Origin of the sequence: Pseudomonas sp. IT-P12, from assembly GCF_949767465.1 — a bacterium.
Lineage (GTDB): Bacteria > Pseudomonadota > Gammaproteobacteria > Pseudomonadales > Pseudomonadaceae > Aquipseudomonas.
Genome location: NZ_CATKPY010000021.1, coordinates 1,191,791 through 1,210,189 on the forward strand (window position 1 = coordinate 1,191,791; position 18,399 = coordinate 1,210,189).

General features: G+C 62.0%; 17 protein-coding genes. 14 read left to right on the top strand and 3 right to left on the bottom strand.

Going from position 1 to position 18,399, the window contains the following annotated elements; all coding sequences use genetic code 11:
* The first annotated feature begins 101 nt into the window (after nt 1-101).
* The 9 genes from ACM6IM_RS14515 to pdeM all read left to right on the top strand — a co-directional run bounded on the left by ACM6IM_RS14515 (nt 102) and on the right by pdeM (nt 10,647).
* Complete coding sequence (locus tag ACM6IM_RS14515; protein ID WP_414865471.1) at nt 102-1,136, top strand: ligase-associated DNA damage response exonuclease; 1,035 nt, start codon at nt 102-104, stop codon at nt 1,134-1,136.
* Nucleotides 1,133-2,821, top strand: coding sequence for an ATP-dependent DNA ligase (locus ACM6IM_RS14520; protein WP_414865472.1), 1,689 nt, complete (start codon nt 1,133-1,135; stop codon nt 2,819-2,821). The genes ACM6IM_RS14515 and ACM6IM_RS14520 overlap by 4 nt, the downstream gene beginning before the upstream one ends.
* Before the next feature lie 297 nt (nt 2,822-3,118).
* Nucleotides 3,119-3,901, top strand: a complete 783-nt coding sequence (locus ACM6IM_RS14525) for a transporter substrate-binding domain-containing protein (protein WP_192302446.1) — start codon at nt 3,119-3,121, stop codon at nt 3,899-3,901.
* 56 nt (nt 3,902-3,957) lie between these two features.
* Nucleotides 3,958-4,686 (top strand): ABC transporter permease, encoded by a 729-nt coding sequence (locus ACM6IM_RS14530; RefSeq protein ID WP_192302447.1) that lies wholly within the window; start codon nt 3,958-3,960, stop codon nt 4,684-4,686.
* Nucleotides 4,683-5,393, top strand: coding sequence for an ABC transporter permease (locus ACM6IM_RS14535; RefSeq protein ID WP_201196644.1), 711 nt, complete (start codon nt 4,683-4,685; stop codon nt 5,391-5,393). The genes ACM6IM_RS14530 and ACM6IM_RS14535 overlap by 4 nt, the downstream gene beginning before the upstream one ends.
* An 11-nt stretch (nt 5,394-5,404) precedes the next feature.
* The gene (locus ACM6IM_RS14540; protein WP_414865473.1) at nt 5,405-6,523 is read left to right on the top strand and encodes a succinylglutamate desuccinylase/aspartoacylase family protein; all 1,119 of its coding nucleotides are present in this window, start codon (nt 5,405-5,407) and stop codon (nt 6,521-6,523) included.
* 13 nt (nt 6,524-6,536) lie between these two features.
* A complete protein-coding gene (locus tag ACM6IM_RS14545) occupies nt 6,537-7,301 on the top strand; it encodes an ABC transporter ATP-binding protein (protein ID WP_192302450.1) in 765 nt (254 codons plus the stop codon).
* Between the two features lie 203 nt (nt 7,302-7,504).
* Nucleotides 7,505-9,991, top strand: a complete 2,487-nt coding sequence (locus tag ACM6IM_RS14550) for a ligase-associated DNA damage response DEXH box helicase (RefSeq protein ID WP_414865474.1) — start codon at nt 7,505-7,507, stop codon at nt 9,989-9,991.
* The gene (pdeM, locus tag ACM6IM_RS14555) at nt 9,991-10,647 is read left to right on the top strand and encodes a ligase-associated DNA damage response endonuclease PdeM (protein WP_414865475.1); all 657 of its coding nucleotides are present in this window, start codon (nt 9,991-9,993) and stop codon (nt 10,645-10,647) included. Before ACM6IM_RS14550 ends, pdeM begins: the two co-directional genes overlap by 1 nt.
* 115 nt (nt 10,648-10,762) lie before the next feature.
* Here pdeM and ACM6IM_RS14560 read toward each other — a convergent pair whose 3' ends face one another.
* A complete protein-coding gene (locus ACM6IM_RS14560; RefSeq protein WP_192302453.1) occupies nt 10,763-10,972 on the bottom strand; it encodes a hypothetical protein in 210 nt (69 codons plus the stop codon).
* 103 nt (nt 10,973-11,075) lie between these two features.
* Complete coding sequence (gene dcd, locus ACM6IM_RS14565; protein WP_201196651.1) at nt 11,076-11,642, bottom strand: dCTP deaminase; 567 nt, start codon at nt 11,640-11,642, stop codon at nt 11,076-11,078.
* A gap of 352 nt (nt 11,643-11,994) precedes the next feature.
* Here dcd and ACM6IM_RS14570 point away from each other — a divergent pair, with 352 nt between their 5' ends.
* Complete coding sequence (locus ACM6IM_RS14570; protein WP_002554837.1) at nt 11,995-12,204, top strand: cold-shock protein; 210 nt, start codon at nt 11,995-11,997, stop codon at nt 12,202-12,204.
* A 126-nt stretch (nt 12,205-12,330) separates the two neighbouring features.
* Here the strand turns inward: ACM6IM_RS14570 and ACM6IM_RS14575 are convergent, their stop codons facing one another.
* Nucleotides 12,331-13,338 (bottom strand): DUF481 domain-containing protein, encoded by a 1,008-nt coding sequence (locus ACM6IM_RS14575; protein WP_192302455.1) that lies wholly within the window; start codon nt 13,336-13,338, stop codon nt 12,331-12,333.
* 253 nt (nt 13,339-13,591) lie between these two features.
* Between ACM6IM_RS14575 and ACM6IM_RS14580 the strand changes: the two genes are divergently transcribed.
* From ACM6IM_RS14580 to ACM6IM_RS14595, 4 genes are all read left to right on the top strand, one after another.
* On the top strand, nt 13,592-13,945 hold the full coding sequence (locus ACM6IM_RS14580; protein WP_192302456.1) for an MGMT family protein: 354 nt from the start codon (nt 13,592-13,594) through the stop codon (nt 13,943-13,945).
* Nucleotides 13,946-13,988: 43 nt separating this feature from the next.
* Nucleotides 13,989-15,548 carry an AmpG family muropeptide MFS transporter gene (locus ACM6IM_RS14585; protein ID WP_414865476.1) on the top strand — a complete coding sequence of 520 codons (1,560 nt, stop codon included), beginning with the start codon at nt 13,989-13,991 and terminating at the stop codon, nt 15,546-15,548.
* 143 nt (nt 15,549-15,691) lie between these two features.
* On the top strand, nt 15,692-17,407 hold the full coding sequence (locus ACM6IM_RS14590) for a proline--tRNA ligase (protein WP_192302458.1): 1,716 nt from the start codon (nt 15,692-15,694) through the stop codon (nt 17,405-17,407).
* 17 nt (nt 17,408-17,424) lie between these two features.
* Nucleotides 17,425-18,378 carry a hypothetical protein gene (locus tag ACM6IM_RS14595; protein ID WP_192302459.1) on the top strand — a complete coding sequence of 318 codons (954 nt, stop codon included), beginning with the start codon at nt 17,425-17,427 and terminating at the stop codon, nt 18,376-18,378.
* Nucleotides 18,379-18,399: the final 21 nt, after the last annotated feature.

Genomic DNA, 18,399 nt, shown 5'->3' on the forward strand with positions numbered 1-18,399 from the left:
GCGAGCAGGCTCGCTCCCACATGATGACCATTCCAGATCCGATAGAACTTCCCGCCCCAGCCCCGCCTCTTAGCTAACAAGTCCCCCATTGTGGTTCCGCCATGGACCTTGTCATCGCACGTCCCGAAGGTTTGTACTGCCCGCCCGGGGATTTCTACATCGACCCGTGGCGACCGGTCGAGCGTTCGGTCATTACCCACGCCCACGGCGACCATGCCCGCAACGGCAACCAGCACTACCTGGCCGCGGCGCCTGGCGAAGGCATTCTGCGTGCGCGACTGGGCCAGGACATCAACCTGCAGACTCTGGCGTATGGCGAACGCTTGCAGCATCACGGCGTGACCCTGAGCTTTCATCCGGCCGGGCATGTGCTTGGCTCGGCCCAGGTCCGCCTGGAATATGGCGGCGAAGTCTGGGTCGCCTCGGGGGATTACAAAATCGAACCCGACGGCACCTGCGCCCCGTTCGAGCCGGTGCGCTGCCACACCTTCATCACCGAATCGACCTTCGGCCTGCCGATCTATCGCTGGCAACCCCAGGCGCAGGTGTTCGCCGAGATCAACCAGTGGTGGCAGGCCAATGCCGCTCAGGACAAGGCCAGCGTGCTGTTCTGCTATTCCTTTGGCAAAGCCCAGCGGATTCTCCACGGCATCGACGCCAGTCTGGGCCCCATCCTGGTGCACGGTGCGGTCGAGCCGCTCAACCGGGTGTATCGCGAAGGCGGCGTCTACATTCCGCCGACGATCTACGCCGGCGAGGTCAAGAAGACGGATCCGATGATGCGCAAGGCGCTGGTGCTGGCCCCGCCTTCCGCCGGGGGCAGCACCTGGATGCGCCGTTTTGGCGACTACAGCGACGGTTTCGCCAGCGGCTGGATGCGCCTGCGTGGCACGCGACGCCGGCGTGGGGTCGATCGCGGTTTCGTGTTGTCCGACCACGCCGACTGGCCGGGCCTGCTCTGGGCCATCGAGCAGACCGGCGCCGAGCGCGTCATGGTCACCCACGGTTCGATAGGCGTGTTGGTGCGCCATTTGCGCGAGCAGGGCCTCGACGCCCAGGGGTTCAACACCGAGTACGGCGACGATGAAGAAGACCACGCCAGTGACGCACCGGACACCGCCGAGGTGCAGCCATGAAAGCCTTCGCCGAACTGTATGCCGACCTCGATGCGACGACCTCAAGCAACGCCAAGCTGGCGGCGATGCAACGCTATTTTGCGCAAGCCGCGCCGGAGGACGCCGCCTGGGCGGTGTACTTTCTGTCGGGCGGGCGGCCTCGGCAGTTGGTGCCGGTGCGCATCCTGCGCGAGTTGGCGGTGGCGTATTCCGGCCTGTCGCCGTGGCTGTTCGAAGAAAGCTATCAAGCGGTCGGCGATCTCGCCGAAACCATCTCGCTGGTTCTGCCCGAAGCGCCCCACACGTCCAGCGACGGGCTGGCGGTGTGGATCGAGGACAAACTGCTGCCCCTGCGCGGCGAAGCCCCTGAAACACTCGCCGAACGCCTGCCCGCGCTGTGGTCGCAACTGGACCGATCCAGCCTGATGCTCTGCATCAAGCTCATTACCGGCAGCTTCCGCGTCGGCGTCTCCAAATTGCTGGTGACCCGCGCCCTGGCGGCCATGGCGCACCTGGACAGCAAACGCGTGGCCCAGCGACTGGTGGGCTACACCGACCTGTCCAACCGCCCGAGCGCCGCCAGTTACCTGAAGCTGATCGCCGCCGAGTCCGCCGACGAACACGCCCAGCGCGGCGGCCAGCCCTACCCGTTCTTTCTCGCCCATGCGCTGTCGCAACCGGTCGAACAGTTCGAAGCCCTGCTCGGGCCGGCCAGCCAGTGGCAGGTCGAGTGGAAATGGGACGGCATCCGCGCCCAGGTGGTCAAGCGCGAGGGACGGCTTTGGGTATGGTCACGGGGTGAAGAGCTGGTCACCGAACGCTTTCCCGAATTCGACAGCCTGGTCCATGGCCTGCCCGACGGCACGGTGATCGACGGTGAAATCGTGGCCTGGAAAACCGCGACGCCCGACACCGAAGACGCCTTCGACCCCATGACGCCAACCTCGCCTGCCGTGCAACCGTTCGCCCTGCTGCAACAGCGGATCGGGCGCAAAACCCTGGGCAGGAAGATCCTCAATGAAGTGCCGGTGGTGCTCCTCGCCTACGACTTGCTGGAATGGCAAGGCGCAGACTGGCGCAACCAGCCTCAAACCGAACGCCGCAGACAACTGGAACAGCTCATCGCCCAGAGCAACAACCCGGTGCTGCTGCCCTCCCCCGTGCTGACCGGCGAAGACTGGTTCGACCTCGCCCGCCAACGCGAAGCCTCCCGCAGCCTCGGGGTCGAAGGCATGATGCTCAAAGCCCGGGACGCGTTGTATGGCGTCGGCCGGACCAAGGACATGGGCACCTGGTGGAAATGGAAAGTCGACCCCTTCAGCGTCGACGCTGTGTTGATCTACGCGCAACGCGGGCATGGTCGGCGAGCCAGCCTCTACAGCGACTACACCTTCGCCGTGTGGGACGGTCCGCCTGATGCCAGCGAACGGACCCTGGTGCCATTCGCCAAGGCCTATTCGGGGCTGACCGATGCAGAAATGCGTCAGGTCGACAGCATCGTGCGCAAGACCACGGTCGAGAAGTTCGGCCCGGTCAGCAGCGTTAAACCGAGCCTGGTGTTTGAATTGGGCTTCGAAGGCATCGCCCTGTCCAAGCGCCACAAGAGCGGCATCGCCGTGAGGTTTCCGCGCATGCTGCGCTGGCGCCAGGACAAGAGCGTCGAGGAGGCCGACAACCTGGGGACGCTGCAGGATTTGCTGGCCTGAAACCTGTGGGAGCGAGTCTGCTCGCGAGGGTCGCCAGTGATGACGCGCCCCTCTCGATGCCCTCGCGAGCAGGCTCGCTCCCCCACAGGATTCAGGCGTGCGCACACCCCAAAAAGGTGCACCCTATTCACGGCGCCCGTTTTCGTGCACTAATCCCATCCGGCAATTTCCTGAACACCTTTTAAACGCTTGTTCGGCACTCTGGTTCGGAAATTGCTACTTTCATTAGGTCTTACGCTTACCAGTAACAATAAATCTGCGCCACAAGCGCTCATATTGGTTCTTAGGGATTGAATAATGAAAAAAGCATTGCTGACCCTTTCTGCACTGGCGTTGTGCGTAACTGCTGGCTCTGCGCTGGCCAAGGAATACAAGGAATTGCGTTTCGGCGTCGACCCTTCCTACGCACCGTTCGAGTCGAAAGCGGCCGACGGTAGCCTGGTGGGTTTCGACATCGATCTGGGTAACGCGATTTGCGCCGAGCTGAAGGTCAAGTGCAAATGGGTCGAAAGCGATTTCGACGGCATGATTCCTGGCCTCAAGGCCAATAAATTCGACGGTGTCATCTCTTCGATGACCGTGACCCCGGCCCGTGAAAAAGTCATCGACTTCTCCAGCGAGCTGTTCTCCGGCCCAACCGCCTATGTGTTCAAGAAAGGTTCGGGTGTGACCGCTGACGTCGCCTCGCTCAAAGGCAAGACCGTGGGCTATGAGCAAGGCACCATTCAGGAAGCCTACGCCAAGGCCGTACTGGACAAGGCCGGCGTGAAAACCCAGGCCTATCAGAACCAGGATCAGGTGTACGCTGACCTGACCTCCGGCCGCCTCGACGCCGGCATCCAGGACATGCTGCAAGCCGAGCTGGGCTTCCTCAAGTCGCCGAACGGCGCCGATTACGAAATCAGCCAGCCGGTCGACAGCGAACTGCTGCCAGCAAAAACCGCTGTCGGCATTAAGAAAGGTAACACCGAGCTGAAGGCGCTTTTGGATAAAGGTATCAAAGCGTTACACGATGATGGCACCTACGCCACCATTCAGAAGAAACACTTTGGCGATCTGAATCTGTACAGCGGCAAATAATGCCAGGCGCCCATCTCGCGATGGGCGCTTTTCTCTTCCGATCAGGTTGCTGATTTATGTTCGAAAACCTCCTGCAAAATCTGGGGCTCTCAGCCTTCAGCCTCAAGGGCTTCGGTCCGTTGCTGATGGAAGGCACCTGGATGACCATCAAATTATCGGCGATGTCGCTGCTGGTGGCCGTATTGCTCGGCCTGCTCGGCGCCAGTGCCAAGCTGTCAAAAGTCAAACTGCTGCGCCTGCCCGCCCAGTGCTACACCACGTTGATTCGCGGCGTACCGGACCTGGTACTGATGCTGCTGATCTTCTACAGCCTGCAAACCTGGCTGACGTCGTTCACCGATTACATGGAATGGGAATACATCGAGATCAACCCGTTCAGCGCCGGGGTTCTGACCCTGGGCTTCATTTACGGTGCGTATTTCACCGAGACCTTCCGTGGCGCGATCCTCGCGGTGCCACGGGGCCAGGTCGAAGCCGCCGTCGCCTATGGCCTCAAACGCGGACAGCGGTTCTGGATCGTGGTGTTCCCGCAGATGATGCGCTACGCCCTGCCGGGCATCGGCAACAACTGGATGGTGATGCTCAAGGCCACCGCGCTGGTATCGATCATCGGCCTGGCCGACCTGGTCAAGGCTGCGCAGGACGCCGGTAAAAGCACCTATCAACTGTTCTACTTCCTGGTGCTGGCCGCCCTGATCTACCTGGTGATCACCAGTGTTTCCAACTTCATTCTGCGTTGGCTGGAACGTCGCTACGCCGCCGGCACACGGGAGGCCGTACGATGATCGAACTCCTGCAGGAATACTGGAAGCCCTTCCTTTATAGCGACGGCAACAACATCACTGGCCTGGCCATGACCCTGTGGCTGCTCAGTGCATCGATCTTCATCGGTTTCCTCGTCTCGATCCCGCTGTCCATCGCCCGGGTGTCGAGCCATTTCTACGTTCGCTGGCCGGTGCAGTTCTATACCTACCTGTTCCGGGGCACGCCGCTGTATATCCAGCTGCTGATCTGCTACACCGGGATCTACAGCCTGGCCGCCGTGCGCGCGCAGCCGCTGCTCGACAGTTTCTTCCGCGATGCGATGAACTGCACCATCCTGGCCTTCGCCCTGAACACCTGCGCCTACACCACGGAGATTTTCGCCGGGGCGATCCGCAGCATGAACCACGGCGAAGTCGAAGCCGCCAAGGCCTACGGGCTGACCGGCTGGAAGCTGTATGCCTACGTGATCATGCCATCGGCGTTGCGCCGTTCGCTGCCGTACTACAGCAACGAAGTGATCCTGATGCTGCACTCGACCACCGTGGCGTTCACCGCAACGATTCCGGACATCCTCAAAGTAGCGCGGGATGCCAACTCGGCGACCTTCCTGACGTTCCAGTCGTTCGGCATTGCCGCGCTGATCTACCTGGCTATCACCTTCACGCTGGTCGGTCTGTTCCGTCTCGCCGAACGCCGATGGCTGGCCTTCCTCGGGCCAACCCACTAGGACACGCAAAAATGCACCACCAGATCCATGACCTGCTGGCCCCGCTGCCGGGGACCGCACGACAGATTCACAGCTTCCACTTCGGCCCGCAGTCGGCCAACGGCAAGATCTACATCCAGGCGTCCCTGCACGCTGATGAAATGCCCGGCATGCTGGTCGCCTGGCACCTCAAGCAGCGCCTGGCGGAACTGGAAGCCGCCGGCCGCCTGCGCAGCGAAATCGTGCTGGTGCCGGTGGCCAACCCGGTCGGCCTCGAACAGGTGCTGATGGACGTGCCGCTGGGCCGCTACGAGCTGGAAAGCGGGCAGAACTTCAACCGCTGGTTCGTCGACTTGAGCGAGGAAGTCGGCAACGCAATCGAAGCCCTGCTCGGCGACGACCCGCAACGCAACCTCGAACTCATCCGCCGCAGCCTGCGCGCAGCGCTGGCACGCCAGACCGCCAGCACCCAGCTGCAATCGCAACGCCTGACCTTGCAACGCCTGGCCTGTGATGCCGACATGGTGCTGGACCTGCATTGCGACTTCGAAGCCGTCGCGCACCTCTACACCACGCCCGAGGCCTGGCCGCAGGTCGAGCCGTTGGCGCGCTACATCGGTTCCGAAGCCAGCCTGCTGGCCACCGACTCCGGCGGCCAGTCGTTCGACGAGTGCTTCACCCTGCTGTGGTGGCAATTGAAGGAGCGCTTTGGCGAACACTTCGATATTCCACTGGGGAGCTTTTCCGTGACCGTCGAACTGCGCGGCCAGGGCGACGTCAACCACCCACTGGCCAGCCTCGACTGCCAGGCCCTGCTCGATTACCTGATTCACTTCGGTGCGATTTCCGGCGACCCGCAGCCCCTGCCCGAGCTGCCGTATCCGGCCACGCCGCTGGCGGCCGTCGAGCCGGTGACAACCCCCGTGGGCGGTTTGCTGGTGTACACCGCGCTGCCGGGGGAATACCTGGAGGCTGGCCAGTTGATCGCCGAAATCATCGACCCGGTCAATGATCGCGTCACGCCTATTCACTGCACCGTCGCCGGGCTGATGTACGCTCGCTCATTGCGGCGCATGGCCACTGCCGGCATGGTGATCGCCCATGTCGCGGGCACCGAAGCCTATCGCAGCGGTTACCTACTTTCGCCTTGAGGATGCCTGCTCCATGTACAAACTGACCATTGAAGGCCTGCATAAAAGCTATGGCGATCATGAAGTGCTCAAGGGTGTTTCGCTCAAGGCCAACACCGGCGATGTCATCAGCCTGATCGGCGCCAGCGGCTCGGGCAAAAGTACCTTCCTGCGCTGCATCAACTTTCTCGAACAACCCAACGACGGCGCGATGACCCTGGACGGCCAGAACATCCGCATGATCAAGGACCGCCATGGCATGCATGTGGCCGATGCCGACGAGCTGCAGCGCATTCGCACGCGCCTGGCCATGGTGTTTCAGCACTTCAACCTGTGGAGCCACATGACCGTGCTGGAAAACATCACCATGGCACCGCGCCGGGTGCTGGGCTGCAGCAAGCAGGAGGCCGAAGACCGCGCCCGTCGCTACCTCGACAAAGTGGGCCTCGCCGCCCGCGTGGCAGACCAGTACCCGGCGTTCCTGTCCGGCGGCCAGCAGCAACGGGTCGCCATCGCCCGAGCCCTGGCCATGGAACCGGAAGTCATGCTGTTCGACGAACCCACCTCGGCACTCGACCCGGAACTGGTGGGGGAAGTGCTGAGGGTGATCCAGGGTCTGGCCGAAGAAGGCCGGACCATGATCATGGTCACCCACGAAATGAGCTTCGCCCGCAAAGTGTCGAACCAGGTGCTGTTCCTGCACCAGGGGCTGGTCGAGGAAGAAGGCGCGCCGGAAGACGTGCTGGGCAACCCGAAGAGCGAGCGGTTGAAGCAGTTTCTCAGCGGTAACCTGAAGTGAACATCAAACCTGCGTAGGAGCGAGGTTGCTCGCGATGGTCGTCAACGAAAAAGCCTGTTCCAGGGATAAACGCGTCGACCCTCGGTTCATCGCGAGCAGGTTCGCTCCCACAGGGGGGGCAGGTACTGCTCGCAAGCCCGATTAAACTCTTCGCCCCCCACCGTAGTCTCTGAAAGAACACGTTCAGAGCGCACACCGCCGGCATGGGAAATTCCCCCGACTACGCAAAGCACTGGTTCACCGCTCGCGGCTGGAAGCCGTTCGCCTTTCAGAAACAGGTGTGGGCTGCCGTCAAACAGGGGCAATCCGGGTTGCTGCATGCGAGCACCGGCGCCGGCAAAACCTACGCGGTGTGGTTCGCCGCGCTCAATCGTTTCGCCGTCACCCTCCCGCCAGTTGAAAAACCACGCAAGCGAAAACCCGCCGCCGAACCCCTGACCGTCCTGTGGATCACGCCCATGCGCGCCCTGGCCGCCGACACGGCGCGGGCACTGCAGGCACCGTTACAGGATCTGCAGATCCCGTGGAGCGTCGGTTTGCGCACCGGCGACACCAGCAGCAGCGAACGCGCACGCCAGGGCCGGCGGCTGCCCACCACCCTGATTACCACGCCGGAAAGCCTCACCCTGATGCTCGCCCGCGCCGACGCACACACCGCGCTGTCGACCTTGCGCATGGTGGTGGTCGATGAATGGCACGAACTGCTTGGCAACAAGCGCGGCGTGCAACTGCAATTGGTGCTCGCCCGCCTCCGGCGGTGGAATCCTGGCCTGATCGTGTGGGGCGTTTCGGCGACCCTGGGCAATCAGGCCCACGCCGGGCAGGTGCTGATCCCTCAGGGTGGTGGCATCAGCGTGCAAGGGCGAAGCAGTAAAGCGTTGCAGGTCGACACCTTGCTGCCGCCGGCCATCGAACGCTTTCCCTGGGCCGGGCATATCGGCTTGAAGATGCTGCCGCAGGTGGCGGCCGAGATTGAGTCCAGCCCCAGCAGCCTGGTGTTCACCAACACCCGCGCGCAGTCGGAGATCTGGTACCAGGCCTTGCTGGAAGCCCGCCCCGACTGGGCCGGATTGATTGCGCTGCATCACGGTTCGCTGTCCCGCGAAACCCGCGACTGGGTTGAGCGGGCGCTCAAGGACGGCCAGCTCAAAGCGGTGGTCTGCACCTCCAGCCTGGACCTGGGTGTGGATTTCCTGCCGGTGGAGCGGGTGCTGCAAATCGGCTCGGCCAAGGGTGTGGCGCGGCTGATGCAACGGGCCGGCCGCTCCGGCCACGCACCGGGGCGCGTGTCGCGGGTGACCCTGGTGCCCACTCACAGCCTGGAGTTGATCGAAGCCGCCGCGGCACAGGACGCGGTAGCCCAGCGCCGCATCGAGCCCCGCGAGTCGCCGCACAAGCCGCTGGATGTGCTGGTCCAGCATCTGGTCAGCATGGCGTTGGGTGGTGGCTTTCTTCCGGATGAGCTGTATGAAGAAGTCCGCACTGCCTGGGCCTATCGTGACCTCACAGAGGAAGACTGGCGCTGGGCGCTGGCATTCGTACGTCATGGCGGACTTTCCCTGACAGCCTATCCGGACTATCGCCGTGTCGAGCCCGATGAACAGGGTATCTGGCGCGTACCGGATGCGCGGTTGGCCCGCCGACATCGCATGAGCATCGGCACAATTGTCAGCGACGCAAGCATCCACTTGAAGTTCTGGAGCAAAGGCGGTGGCGGCAAGCAGTTGGGCAGTGTCGAGGAAGGCTTTATCGCCCGGCTCAAACCCGGTGACGGGTTTCTCTTCGCCGGACGCCTGCTGGAACTGGTGCGCGTGGAAAACATGACCGCCTACGTCAAGCGCAGCACCGTGAAAAAAGCCGCCGTGCCCCGCTGGAATGGTGGACGCATGCCGCTTTCCAATGAATTGGCGCAAGCGGTGGTCACCCGCTTCAGCGCAGCCGCGCAGGGCGAATTCAGCGGCCCGGAAATGCAGGCGCTACGCCCGCTGCTGGCGGTTCAACAACGCTGGTCCGGATTGCCGACCGAGCACAGCCTGCTGGCCGAAACCCTCAAATCCCGCGAGGGCTGGCACCTGTTCCTCTACCCCTTCGCCGGTCGCCAGGTGCACTTGGGGCTGGCGAGCCTGCTGGCATGGCGCGTCAGCCAGCAACAGGCGGTGACGTTTTCCATTGCCGTCAACGATTACGGGCTGGAGCTGCTCAGCGCCACCCCAGTGGACTGGCCCGATGCCTTGAACCCTGGCCTGTTGAGCCCCGAACATCTATTGCGCGATGTGCTGGCCAGCCTGAATGCCGGTGAGCTGGCGCTGCGCCGCTTTCGCGAAATCGCGCGGATAGCCGGGCTGGTGTTCGCCGGCTATCCCGGTGCACCGAAAAGCACTCGCCAGGTTCAGGCCTCCAGCGGTTTGTTCTATGAAGTGTTCAAGCAGTACGACGCCGGGAACCTGCTGCTGGCCCAGGCCGGGGAGGAAGTCCTGCGCAACGAGCTGGATATTCATCGCCTGCAGCAGACACTGACGCGCATCGGTCGGCTGCGGCTGGACGTGCATGCGCTCAAGCGGCCGACGCCGCTCAGTTTCCCCCTGCTGGTGGAGCGCATGCGCGAGAGCATGAGTTCGGAAAAACTCGCCGACCGCATCAGACGCATGGTCAGCGACCTGGAGAAAACCGCCGAAACCGGAAAAGCCTGATGAAGACGGCCTACCCCATACAACTGGCCGGCGAAGCGCTGTGGCTGCTGCCGGAAAAAGCCCTGTACTGGCCGGCGCAACAGGCCTTGCTGGTGGCCGATGTGCACTTCGGCAAAGCCGCCGCCTACCGCAGCCTTGGCCAGCCGGTGCCCCAGGGCACCACCGCGAGCAACATCGCGGTACTGGATGACCTGCTGGCAGCGCTGCCGTGCCGCCAGCTGATTTTCCTCGGCGACTTTCTCCACGGGCCCGGCTCCCACGCCAGCGCCACGCTGGACGCACTGGCGGCGTGGCGAGCCCGACATCGCGACCTGCCGATGACCCTGATTCGCGGCAACCACGACAAGCGCGCGGGTGATCCGCCTGCGTCACTGGCCATTCAGGTCGTGGCGCAACCGATGCTGTTGGGCCCGTTTGCGCTACAGCATGAACCCGCCCCTCATCCGCAGCGGCATGTGCTCGCGGGGCATGTGCATCCGGTTTACCGGCTCAGTGGCCGGGGTCGGCAGCGCCTGCGGCTGGCGTGTTTCAGGTTTGGCGAGCACGTCAGCCTGTTGCCGGCGTTCGGTGCGTTTACCGGTGGCTATCCGGTGGAGAGGGACGAGCGCAGTCGAGTCTTCGTGATTGGCGACAACGAAATATGGCCCGTCAGTTGATCAACCGGCAGGAGCGAGCTCGCTCGCGATGACATTCCAGGCAACAGGGCAACAGCGCGCGTCACCGTTGATGTCCATCGCGGGCAATCAAGCGTCGACAGGCAGCTCCCGCAGATCAGGCGACAGGCGCTGGAGGCGGTTCGTCGGGCAGCGTCGGCTCACCGGGTTCGGTGGGCTGTTCGTTGGGGGTGTCGGGGTCGGGTTGGCCGGGGATGCCCCCTGCCATGGCGACAGGCGGGTGCGCCAACAAGGACCAGGCCAAAACGCCAACTTGATTGGGCTCAAGCCTTGCCAGTTCGGCACTTATTCGCGGATCGATCTTCATGGAGCACTCCTGAGCTAAGGCCCCGCCCGCTGTACGCGAACCGGGCAGTACACCCAATAGAGTGTCTACCCGCTCAGGAATTCCCGCGATCTGGATGAATGGATCAGGTACGTGGCAGGGTCACGCCGCGCTGGCCCTGGTACTTGCCGCCCCGGTCCTTGTAAGACACTTCGCACTCTTCGTCGGATTCGAGGAACAACATCTGCGCCACACCTTCGTTGGCGTAGATTTTCGCCGGCAGGTTGGTGGTGTTGGAGAATTCCAGGGTCACGTGGCCTTCCCACTCCGGCTCCAGCGGGGTCACGTTGACGATGATGCCGCAACGGGCGTAGGTGCTCTTGCCCAGGCAGATGGTCAGCACATTGCGCGGAATGCGGAAGTACTCGACGGTGCTGGCCAGCGCGAAGGAGTTCGGCGGGATGATGCAGACATCGCTTTCGATGTCGACGAAGCTGCCGGCGTCGAAGTTCTTCGGGTCGACGATGGCCGAGTTGATGTTGGTGAACACCTTGAATTGATTGGTGCAACGCACATCGTAGCCATAGCTGGACACACCGAAGGAGATCACCCGACTGTCGCTCTCGCCGCGCACCTGGCGCTCGACGAAAGGCTCGATCATGTTGTGTTCCTGCGCCATGCGGCGAATCCACTTGTCCGATTTGATGCTCATGGCGATGTCCTGAATAGCGAGGTGGAAAAAATCTGTCCGGCATCTTACCGGGGCCGCGCCCAGGGTTCAAAGACCGGGCGCAATTCTCGGCGATCCTGCGTAAAACATGGGGCTTTACGCCAGGGGGAAGCACCGTCAGTCACGAAAACCGAGAAACCTTCGCAAGAAGCATTGGCACGTCCCGGAAAAAGGGTTAAGGTGGCGCCACTGTGCTGCTTGTGTCACTGAGAATCTCTACACGATATGTTGAATTTCGATCCAACCATCTACAAGAATTTTTCCTGCTCTTTGCACTCAGTCTCGACCAGGGTTCTTCCTGAGTCGCAGTTATCTTTGTTCAAGGAGTTACACCATGTCTAATCGCCAAACCGGTACCGTTAAGTGGTTCAACGATGAAAAAGGCTTCGGCTTCATCACTCCACAATCCGGTGACGACCTGTTCGTTCACTTCAAAGCTATCCAATCCGACGGCTTCAAAAGCCTGAAAGAAGGCCAACAGGTTTCTTTCATCGCTACCCGCGGTCAGAAAGGCATGCAAGCTGAAGAAGTTCAAGTTATCTAACTTGTCCTTGCTTTAGTAAAAAGCCCCGCCCTCAACAGCGGGGCTTTTTTGTGCCTGGCGTTTTGTTCAGAACTGCCGGGCAAAAAAAATCGCGACCCAAGGGCCGCGATTTTTCTGCTCCACGTCTTACCAGGTCACGCCAAAACCTGCGGTGTAACGTGTCTTGTCCAGATCCGCATCATGGGTGCCACTGATGATGTCACGCTCGGCCTTGAGGTTGAGCGACGCCCACTCCGTCACCTTGTAGCGCAGGCCCATCTCTGCATCCAGCGCGTACTCGGCGACGCCGGACAGCGGCTTGCCGACTTCGCCGTTGGTGAAGAACTCGACTTTCTTGCCAATCAGGTAGCGGTTGTAATCCCACTTCATGGCCACGGAGTAGAAGTTCTCCTTGCTGCCGTCTTCGAACTCGTAGTCGGTGCGGTTGATCAGCGAACCGAGTGAGAACGCACCCAACTCGTCGTCCCAGAACTGGTAACCCGGACCGGTACCGACCGTGCGCTGGCGAGACAGCTCTTCGACCTTGTCGCGCTTGTACACCAGCCGGCCTTGCCAGAACCATTTATCGGTCAGGAAACGGTCGAGGGAATATTCGGCGCGCCAGTTGTCCGTGGTCACCTCGTCATCCTGGAACTCGCGGTTGTACTCGCCTTCGGCAATGTGCCGCCACCGACCGTGGCGCGCGGTGGTCTTGAAATCGATGTCGTAGTCGTCGGTGTCTTTTTCCGCGCGCTGGTAATCCAGGGCTGCATCGATGTTGCCCTTCCACACCAGGTCTTCGACGACCGGCTTGGGCTTGAGGATCTGCTGAATACTGGCCAGCTCCACGGTCTTGGGCGCCTCACCGTTGGCGAGCGTGACCTTGCCGTCCTCGGCCGAATGCAGCGACTTGGCTTTCTCGCCGGTGTAGGCGTCCTGCTTGACCAGCAACTCCTGATCGCTTTCCAGGGTTTTCACCTGTTTCCAATCGATCGGCACCGCCCCGGCGTATTCGGTCTGAATCAACAGTTTGCCGCCGTCGAACAAGGTGATCTTGCCGCTCACCTTGTCTCCGTTTTTCAACCAGACGGTATCGGCGAGCAAGGGCGTGGAAGCACCGAGGACAGCTAGGCACAGCAGAGTTCTGGAGACCATAAGCAAAACAATCGCTCAAAGTTGCGGAAAAATCGGCATTATCCGTAGGAATAAGACCCTAGCAACGACTGACCCGACGATTTCTATTGAGTTCATTTCTCAGTTGCCAATCGAAGATTTACTCTACGGACGGTATTGCCCGGATGCGGGAGCGAGCCTGCCGCGATAACCCGAATGAGGCACCTTGCTCCAGGCAGTTCCCGTTATCGTCAATTGATCATCGCGAGCACACACGCTCCTGCAGGAACCCACCGTGAGCGACCCCACCGTCGAAACCGAAAGTGCCGCGCAAATCCGACGCACGGCGCTCTACCTGACCCTGGCGCAAGTGCCCGAGGGCAAAGTCGTGAGTTATGGTCAGCTTGCCGAACTGGCGGGGCTGGGTCGCGCGGCGCGATGGGTCGGCCGGACCCTGAGCCAACTGCCCGGCGACACCAAACTGCCCTGGCACCGGGTACTCGGTGCGGGCGGCAGAATCAGCCTGCCGGCCGGCAGCCCCTCAGGCGACGAACAGCGCGCACGATTACGCGACGAAGGCATCAGCATCCTGAATAATCGTGTTGATATTCGGTGCCATGGCTGGCGCCCGGTAGAGCACAGCGGTTAGAGTGCGCGCTTTGTTTCTGAAATTTTGAGGCAGACTTCAGCCCATGCCCCGTAAAACCTGGCGCGCCGCGCTTGCTGCCTATGCCAGCCCTTCGACACTTGTGCTGTTGTTGCTTGGTTTCGCCGCCGGCTTGCCCTACATGCTGGTATTTTCGACGCTTTCGGTCTGGTTGCGCGAAGCCGGTGTGGCTCGCGAAACCATTGGCTATGCCAGTCTGATCGGTCTGGCCTACGCCTTCAAATGGGTCTGGTCGCCGCTGCTCGATCAATGGCGCCTGCCGTTGCTCGGCAAGCTCGGCCGCCGTCGTTCGTGGCTGGTGCTTTCCCAGGCACTGGTGATTCTGGGTCTGATCGGCATGGGTTTCTGCGACCCGCAAAAACACCTGTCCTGGCTGATCGCCATCGCCGTACTCGTTGCCTTCGCCTCGGCGACCCAGGACATCGCGGTCGACGCCTACCGCCTGGAAATCGCCGACGACAGCCGCCAGGCTGCGCTCGCCGCCAGCTACATGTCCGGTTATCGGGTGGCGGCACTGCTGGCCACCGCCGGCGCCCTGTACTTCGCCGAGGGTTTCGGCTCCACCGGCTTCAATTACAAGCATTCGGCGTGGGCCGGCACCTACCTGCTGTTTGGTGTGCTGATGGTCCCGGCGCTGCTGACGTCGCTGTTCATGCGCGAACCGCCGGTGCCGCTGCGCACGCAACTGCAGGCCGGGCGCTACAGCTTCGTGCATCAGCTGGCCTCGGTGTTCGTACTGATCGTGCTGCTGGTGTCCGTGCCGGCGACCTTCACCCAGCTCTTCAACACCGACTTCGCCAGCGTACTGTTTGGCGGTGCCAGCCTGCTCGACCTGCTGCTCGAGGATCGTGCCTTCCTGCGCGCCATCCTCTATATCACGCTGACGGCCATGTGCCTGTCGGCCATGGGGCGCCGCGGCCTCGCGCCGGTGCTGACACCGGTCAACGACTTCATCCTGCGCTACCGCTGGCAGGCGCTGCTGCTGCTCGGGCTGATCGCTACCTATCGGATGTCGGATACGGTCATGGGTGTGATGGCCAACGTTTTCTACATCGACCAGGGTTTCACCAAGGACCAGATTGCCAGCGTCAGCAAGATCTTCGGCCTGATCATGACCCTCGTCGGGGCCGGCATGGGCGGTCTGCTGATCGTGCGCTTCGGCATCCTGCCAATCCTGTTCATCGGCGGCGCGGCGTCAGCCGCCACCAACCTGCTGTTCCTGATGCTCGCCGACATGGGCGCCAACCTGAACATGCTGATCGTGACCATTTCCCTGGACAACTTCAGCTCGGGCCTGGCGACCTCGGCGTTCGTCGCCTACCTGTCGAGCCTGACCAACCTCAAGTTCTCCGCCACCCAATACGCTCTGCTCAGCTCGATCATGCTCCTGCTGCCGCGCCTGATCGGCGGCTACTCGGGGGTCATGGTGGAAAAATTCGGCTATCACAATTTCTTCCTGATCACCGCGCTGCTCGGCGTTCCGACACTGCTGTTGATTGCCTTGCACTGGTTCCAGGAGAGCCGTCGCGAAGGCCCGACTCCCACCCCGGAGCCAGCGCCCACACAAGTTGCGGAAGAATCGTAGGGCGTTCACCCAGCCAGCATCGCAACGGGCGGGGAGATTCCCGCCCACCTACCACACCGCCGACCGCACGCCTGTACGCCAGCGGATCTCGCCCGTACAATGCTCCGTCATTTCTCGTCATCAGCAATCGATAACGGCCAACCATGCGCACCAGTCAATTTTTGCTCGCCACACAGAAAGAAACGCCTTCCGACGCGGTTGTGATCAGCCATCAGCTGATGCTGCGCGCCGGCATGATCCGCAAACTCGCCTCGGGCCTGTACACCTGGCTGCCGATGGGCTTGCGAGTGATGCGCAAGGTCGAAGCCGTCGTTCGCGAAGAAATGAACGCCGCAGGCTCTTTGGAAGTGTTGATGCCGAGCACCCAACCGGCTGAACTGTGGCAGGAATCCGGTCGCTGGGAAGAGTACGGCCCGGAATTGCTGCGCTTCAAGGATCGCCACAATCGTGACTTCTGTGCCGGCCCGACCCACGAAGAAGTGATCACCGACCTGATGCGCAACGAGTTGAGCAGCTACAAGCAGCTGCCGATCAACCTGTATCAGATCCAGACCAAGTTCCGTGACGAAATCCGCCCACGCTTCGGTTTGATGCGCGGCCGCGAATTCATCATGAAGGACGCCTATTCGTTCCACGCCGACCAGGCCTCGCTGCAGGTCACCTATGACCGCATGCACCAGGCCTACTGCAACGTGTTCACACGCCTGGGCCTGAAATTCCGTCCGGTGGAAGCCGACAACGGTTCCATCGGCGGCGCCGGCTCCCACGAATTCCACGTCCTGGCCGAATCCGGCGAAGACGATATCGTCTTCAGCAACGGTTCCGACTACGCGGCCAACATCGAGAAAGCCGAAGCCGTGCCACGGGAAACGTCCCGTCCTGCTCCTTGCGAAGAGCTGCGCCTGGTGGACACCCCGGACACCAAGACCATTGCCGCACTGGTGGAAAAATTCAATCTGCCGATTGAAAAGACCATCAAGACCCTGATCGTGCACGCCGAAGAAGAAGGCAAGCTGATTGCCCTGGTGATCCGTGGCGACCACGAACTCAACGAAATCAAGGCCGCCCAGCAGCCAGGCGTGGCCAGCCCGCTGGTGATGGCGTCCGACGCCGAACTGCGCGACGCCATTGGCGCCGGCGCCGGTTCCCTCGGCCCGCTGAACCTGCCGCTGCCGGTGATCATCGACCGCTCCGTCGAGCTGATGAGCGACTTCGGCATTGGCGCGAACATCGACGACAAGCACTACTTCGGCGTGAACTGGGAGCGCGACCTGCCAGTGCCGACCGTGGCCGACCTGCGTAACGTGGTCAGCGGCGACCCGAGCCCGGACGGCAAGGGCACCCTGGAAATCAAGCGCGGTATCGAAGTCGGGCACATCTTCCAGCTGGGCAACAAGTACAGCAAGGCGATGAAGTGCGAAGTGCTGGGCGAGAACGGCAAGCCGGTCACCCTGGAAATGGGTTGCTACGGCATCGGCGTGTCCCGCGTGGTCGCCGCCGCCATCGAGCAGAGCAACGACGACAAGGGGATCATCTGGAGCGACACGCTGGCGCCGTTCCAGGTCGCCCTGGTGCCATTGCGCTACGAAACCGAGCAGGTGCGCGAAGCCACCGACAAGCTGTACGCCGAGTTGACCGCTGCCGGGTTCGAAGTGCTGCTGGACGATCGCGACAAGAAAACCAGCCCGGGCATCAAGTTCGCGGACATGGAGCTGATCGGCATTCCTCACCGGATCGTGGTCAGCGACCGCGGCCTCGCCGAAGGCAACCTGGAATACAAGAGCCGTACCGAGGCCGAGCCGCAAGCGCTGCCGGTTGCTGACGTACTGTCGTTCCTTCAGGCCCGTATCCGCCGCTGAAACCAGATAGAGACGTCATGTTCAAGCGAAACACCTTAGGCCTCGGTGGCGCCGCCCTGTGCGGCGCCCTGCTGGTCAGCGGCTGTGCCAACCACATGTCGCAACGCAGCGAGCACGAGGAACGTGTCGAGCGCAAACTGCTCGACCACCGCCTGCAGATCGATGTCGGCGAGCCCAAGGTGCTCGAGCTGCCGCAACGTCGGGTGAAGATCCACGAGCAAAAGACTTTCGAAGTCACCGAGTTCGAAGTGACGCGGCATTACGATCGCTACACGCCTTACCAACCCTGGCGGGAGATCTACGAGATCCCGCTGGGCGCGGTGGCGGTGGTGGCCGGTGTCGGCGCAAACGTGGCCAACGTGTTCGCCCTCGGCAACCTGCCCGATAGCATGACCAAGGACTGGTTCAGCTACGGCATCGCCGGGCTCAACCCGTTCATGAACGCACCGTCCAACGGTCGCTCACAGCAGAACCTTGCCGGCATCGACGAAGTCCAGCTCGACAAACGTACCGAGTACTCGAGCCTGCCGTGGAGCGAGCGTCCGGTCGAGGTCAAGGCCGGCAAGGAAACGTTCGAGCTGAGCACCGATAAAAACGGCGTCTTGCGCCTGAACCTGCTGGACAGCCCTTTCGCCGAACGTGACATCAATCACCTGAGCCGGTTGCTGATCCGTGTCGAGGACGGCCAGGACGATGTGCATACGGATTCGAGCCTGGCGGTCAGCAGTTCGCTGCGTGGCAAATTGCTCGAAGCCCATGGCCTGATTTACGACGACCTCGAAGACGGCGAAGTGAGCCAGTGGGTGCACCGGGTCAAACGCCTGTCGGAACTGGGCCTGGAGGAAGAAGCCAGCGAGCTGGAACAGAGCCTGATCGAACTGACGCGCAACGATCCCGAGTTGCAGACCGAATTCATGAAGTCACTGGCCAAGGATGGTGGTCGTTTGGTGGCGGATCCGGGGCCGAACTAACTTCTGAAATCATCGCGAGCA

Bases quoted from the DNA above. Each gene is read 5' to 3' on its own strand.
- ACM6IM_RS14575 (WP_192302455.1), bottom strand. From the start codon at position 13,338: ATGGTCTCCAGAACTCTGCTGTGCCTAGCTGTCCTCGGTGCTTCCACG.
- ACM6IM_RS14525 (WP_192302446.1), top strand. From the start codon at position 3,119: ATGAAAAAAGCATTGCTGACCCTTTCTGCACTGGCGTTGTGCGTAACT.
- ACM6IM_RS14585 (WP_414865476.1), top strand. From the start codon at position 13,989: ATGCCCCGTAAAACCTGGCGCGCCGCGCTTGCTGCCTATGCCAGCCCT.
- ACM6IM_RS14590 (WP_192302458.1), top strand. From the start codon at position 15,692: ATGCGCACCAGTCAATTTTTGCTCGCCACACAGAAAGAAACGCCTTCC.
- ACM6IM_RS14570 (WP_002554837.1), top strand. From the start codon at position 11,995: ATGTCTAATCGCCAAACCGGTACCGTTAAGTGGTTCAACGATGAAAAA.
- ACM6IM_RS14550 (WP_414865474.1), top strand. From the start codon at position 7,505: ATGGGAAATTCCCCCGACTACGCAAAGCACTGGTTCACCGCTCGCGGC.
- dcd (WP_201196651.1), bottom strand. From the start codon at position 11,642: ATGAGCATCAAATCGGACAAGTGGATTCGCCGCATGGCGCAGGAACAC.
- ACM6IM_RS14560 (WP_192302453.1), bottom strand. From the start codon at position 10,972: ATGAAGATCGATCCGCGAATAAGTGCCGAACTGGCAAGGCTTGAGCCC.
- ACM6IM_RS14595 (WP_192302459.1), top strand. From the start codon at position 17,425: ATGTTCAAGCGAAACACCTTAGGCCTCGGTGGCGCCGCCCTGTGCGGC.
- ACM6IM_RS14515 (WP_414865471.1), top strand. From the start codon at position 102: ATGGACCTTGTCATCGCACGTCCCGAAGGTTTGTACTGCCCGCCCGGG.
- ACM6IM_RS14540 (WP_414865473.1), top strand. From the start codon at position 5,405: ATGCACCACCAGATCCATGACCTGCTGGCCCCGCTGCCGGGGACCGCA.
- ACM6IM_RS14520 (WP_414865472.1), top strand. From the start codon at position 1,133: ATGAAAGCCTTCGCCGAACTGTATGCCGACCTCGATGCGACGACCTCA.
- pdeM (WP_414865475.1), top strand. From the start codon at position 9,991: ATGAAGACGGCCTACCCCATACAACTGGCCGGCGAAGCGCTGTGGCTG.
- ACM6IM_RS14530 (WP_192302447.1), top strand. From the start codon at position 3,958: ATGTTCGAAAACCTCCTGCAAAATCTGGGGCTCTCAGCCTTCAGCCTC.
- ACM6IM_RS14535 (WP_201196644.1), top strand. From the start codon at position 4,683: ATGATCGAACTCCTGCAGGAATACTGGAAGCCCTTCCTTTATAGCGAC.
- ACM6IM_RS14545 (WP_192302450.1), top strand. From the start codon at position 6,537: ATGTACAAACTGACCATTGAAGGCCTGCATAAAAGCTATGGCGATCAT.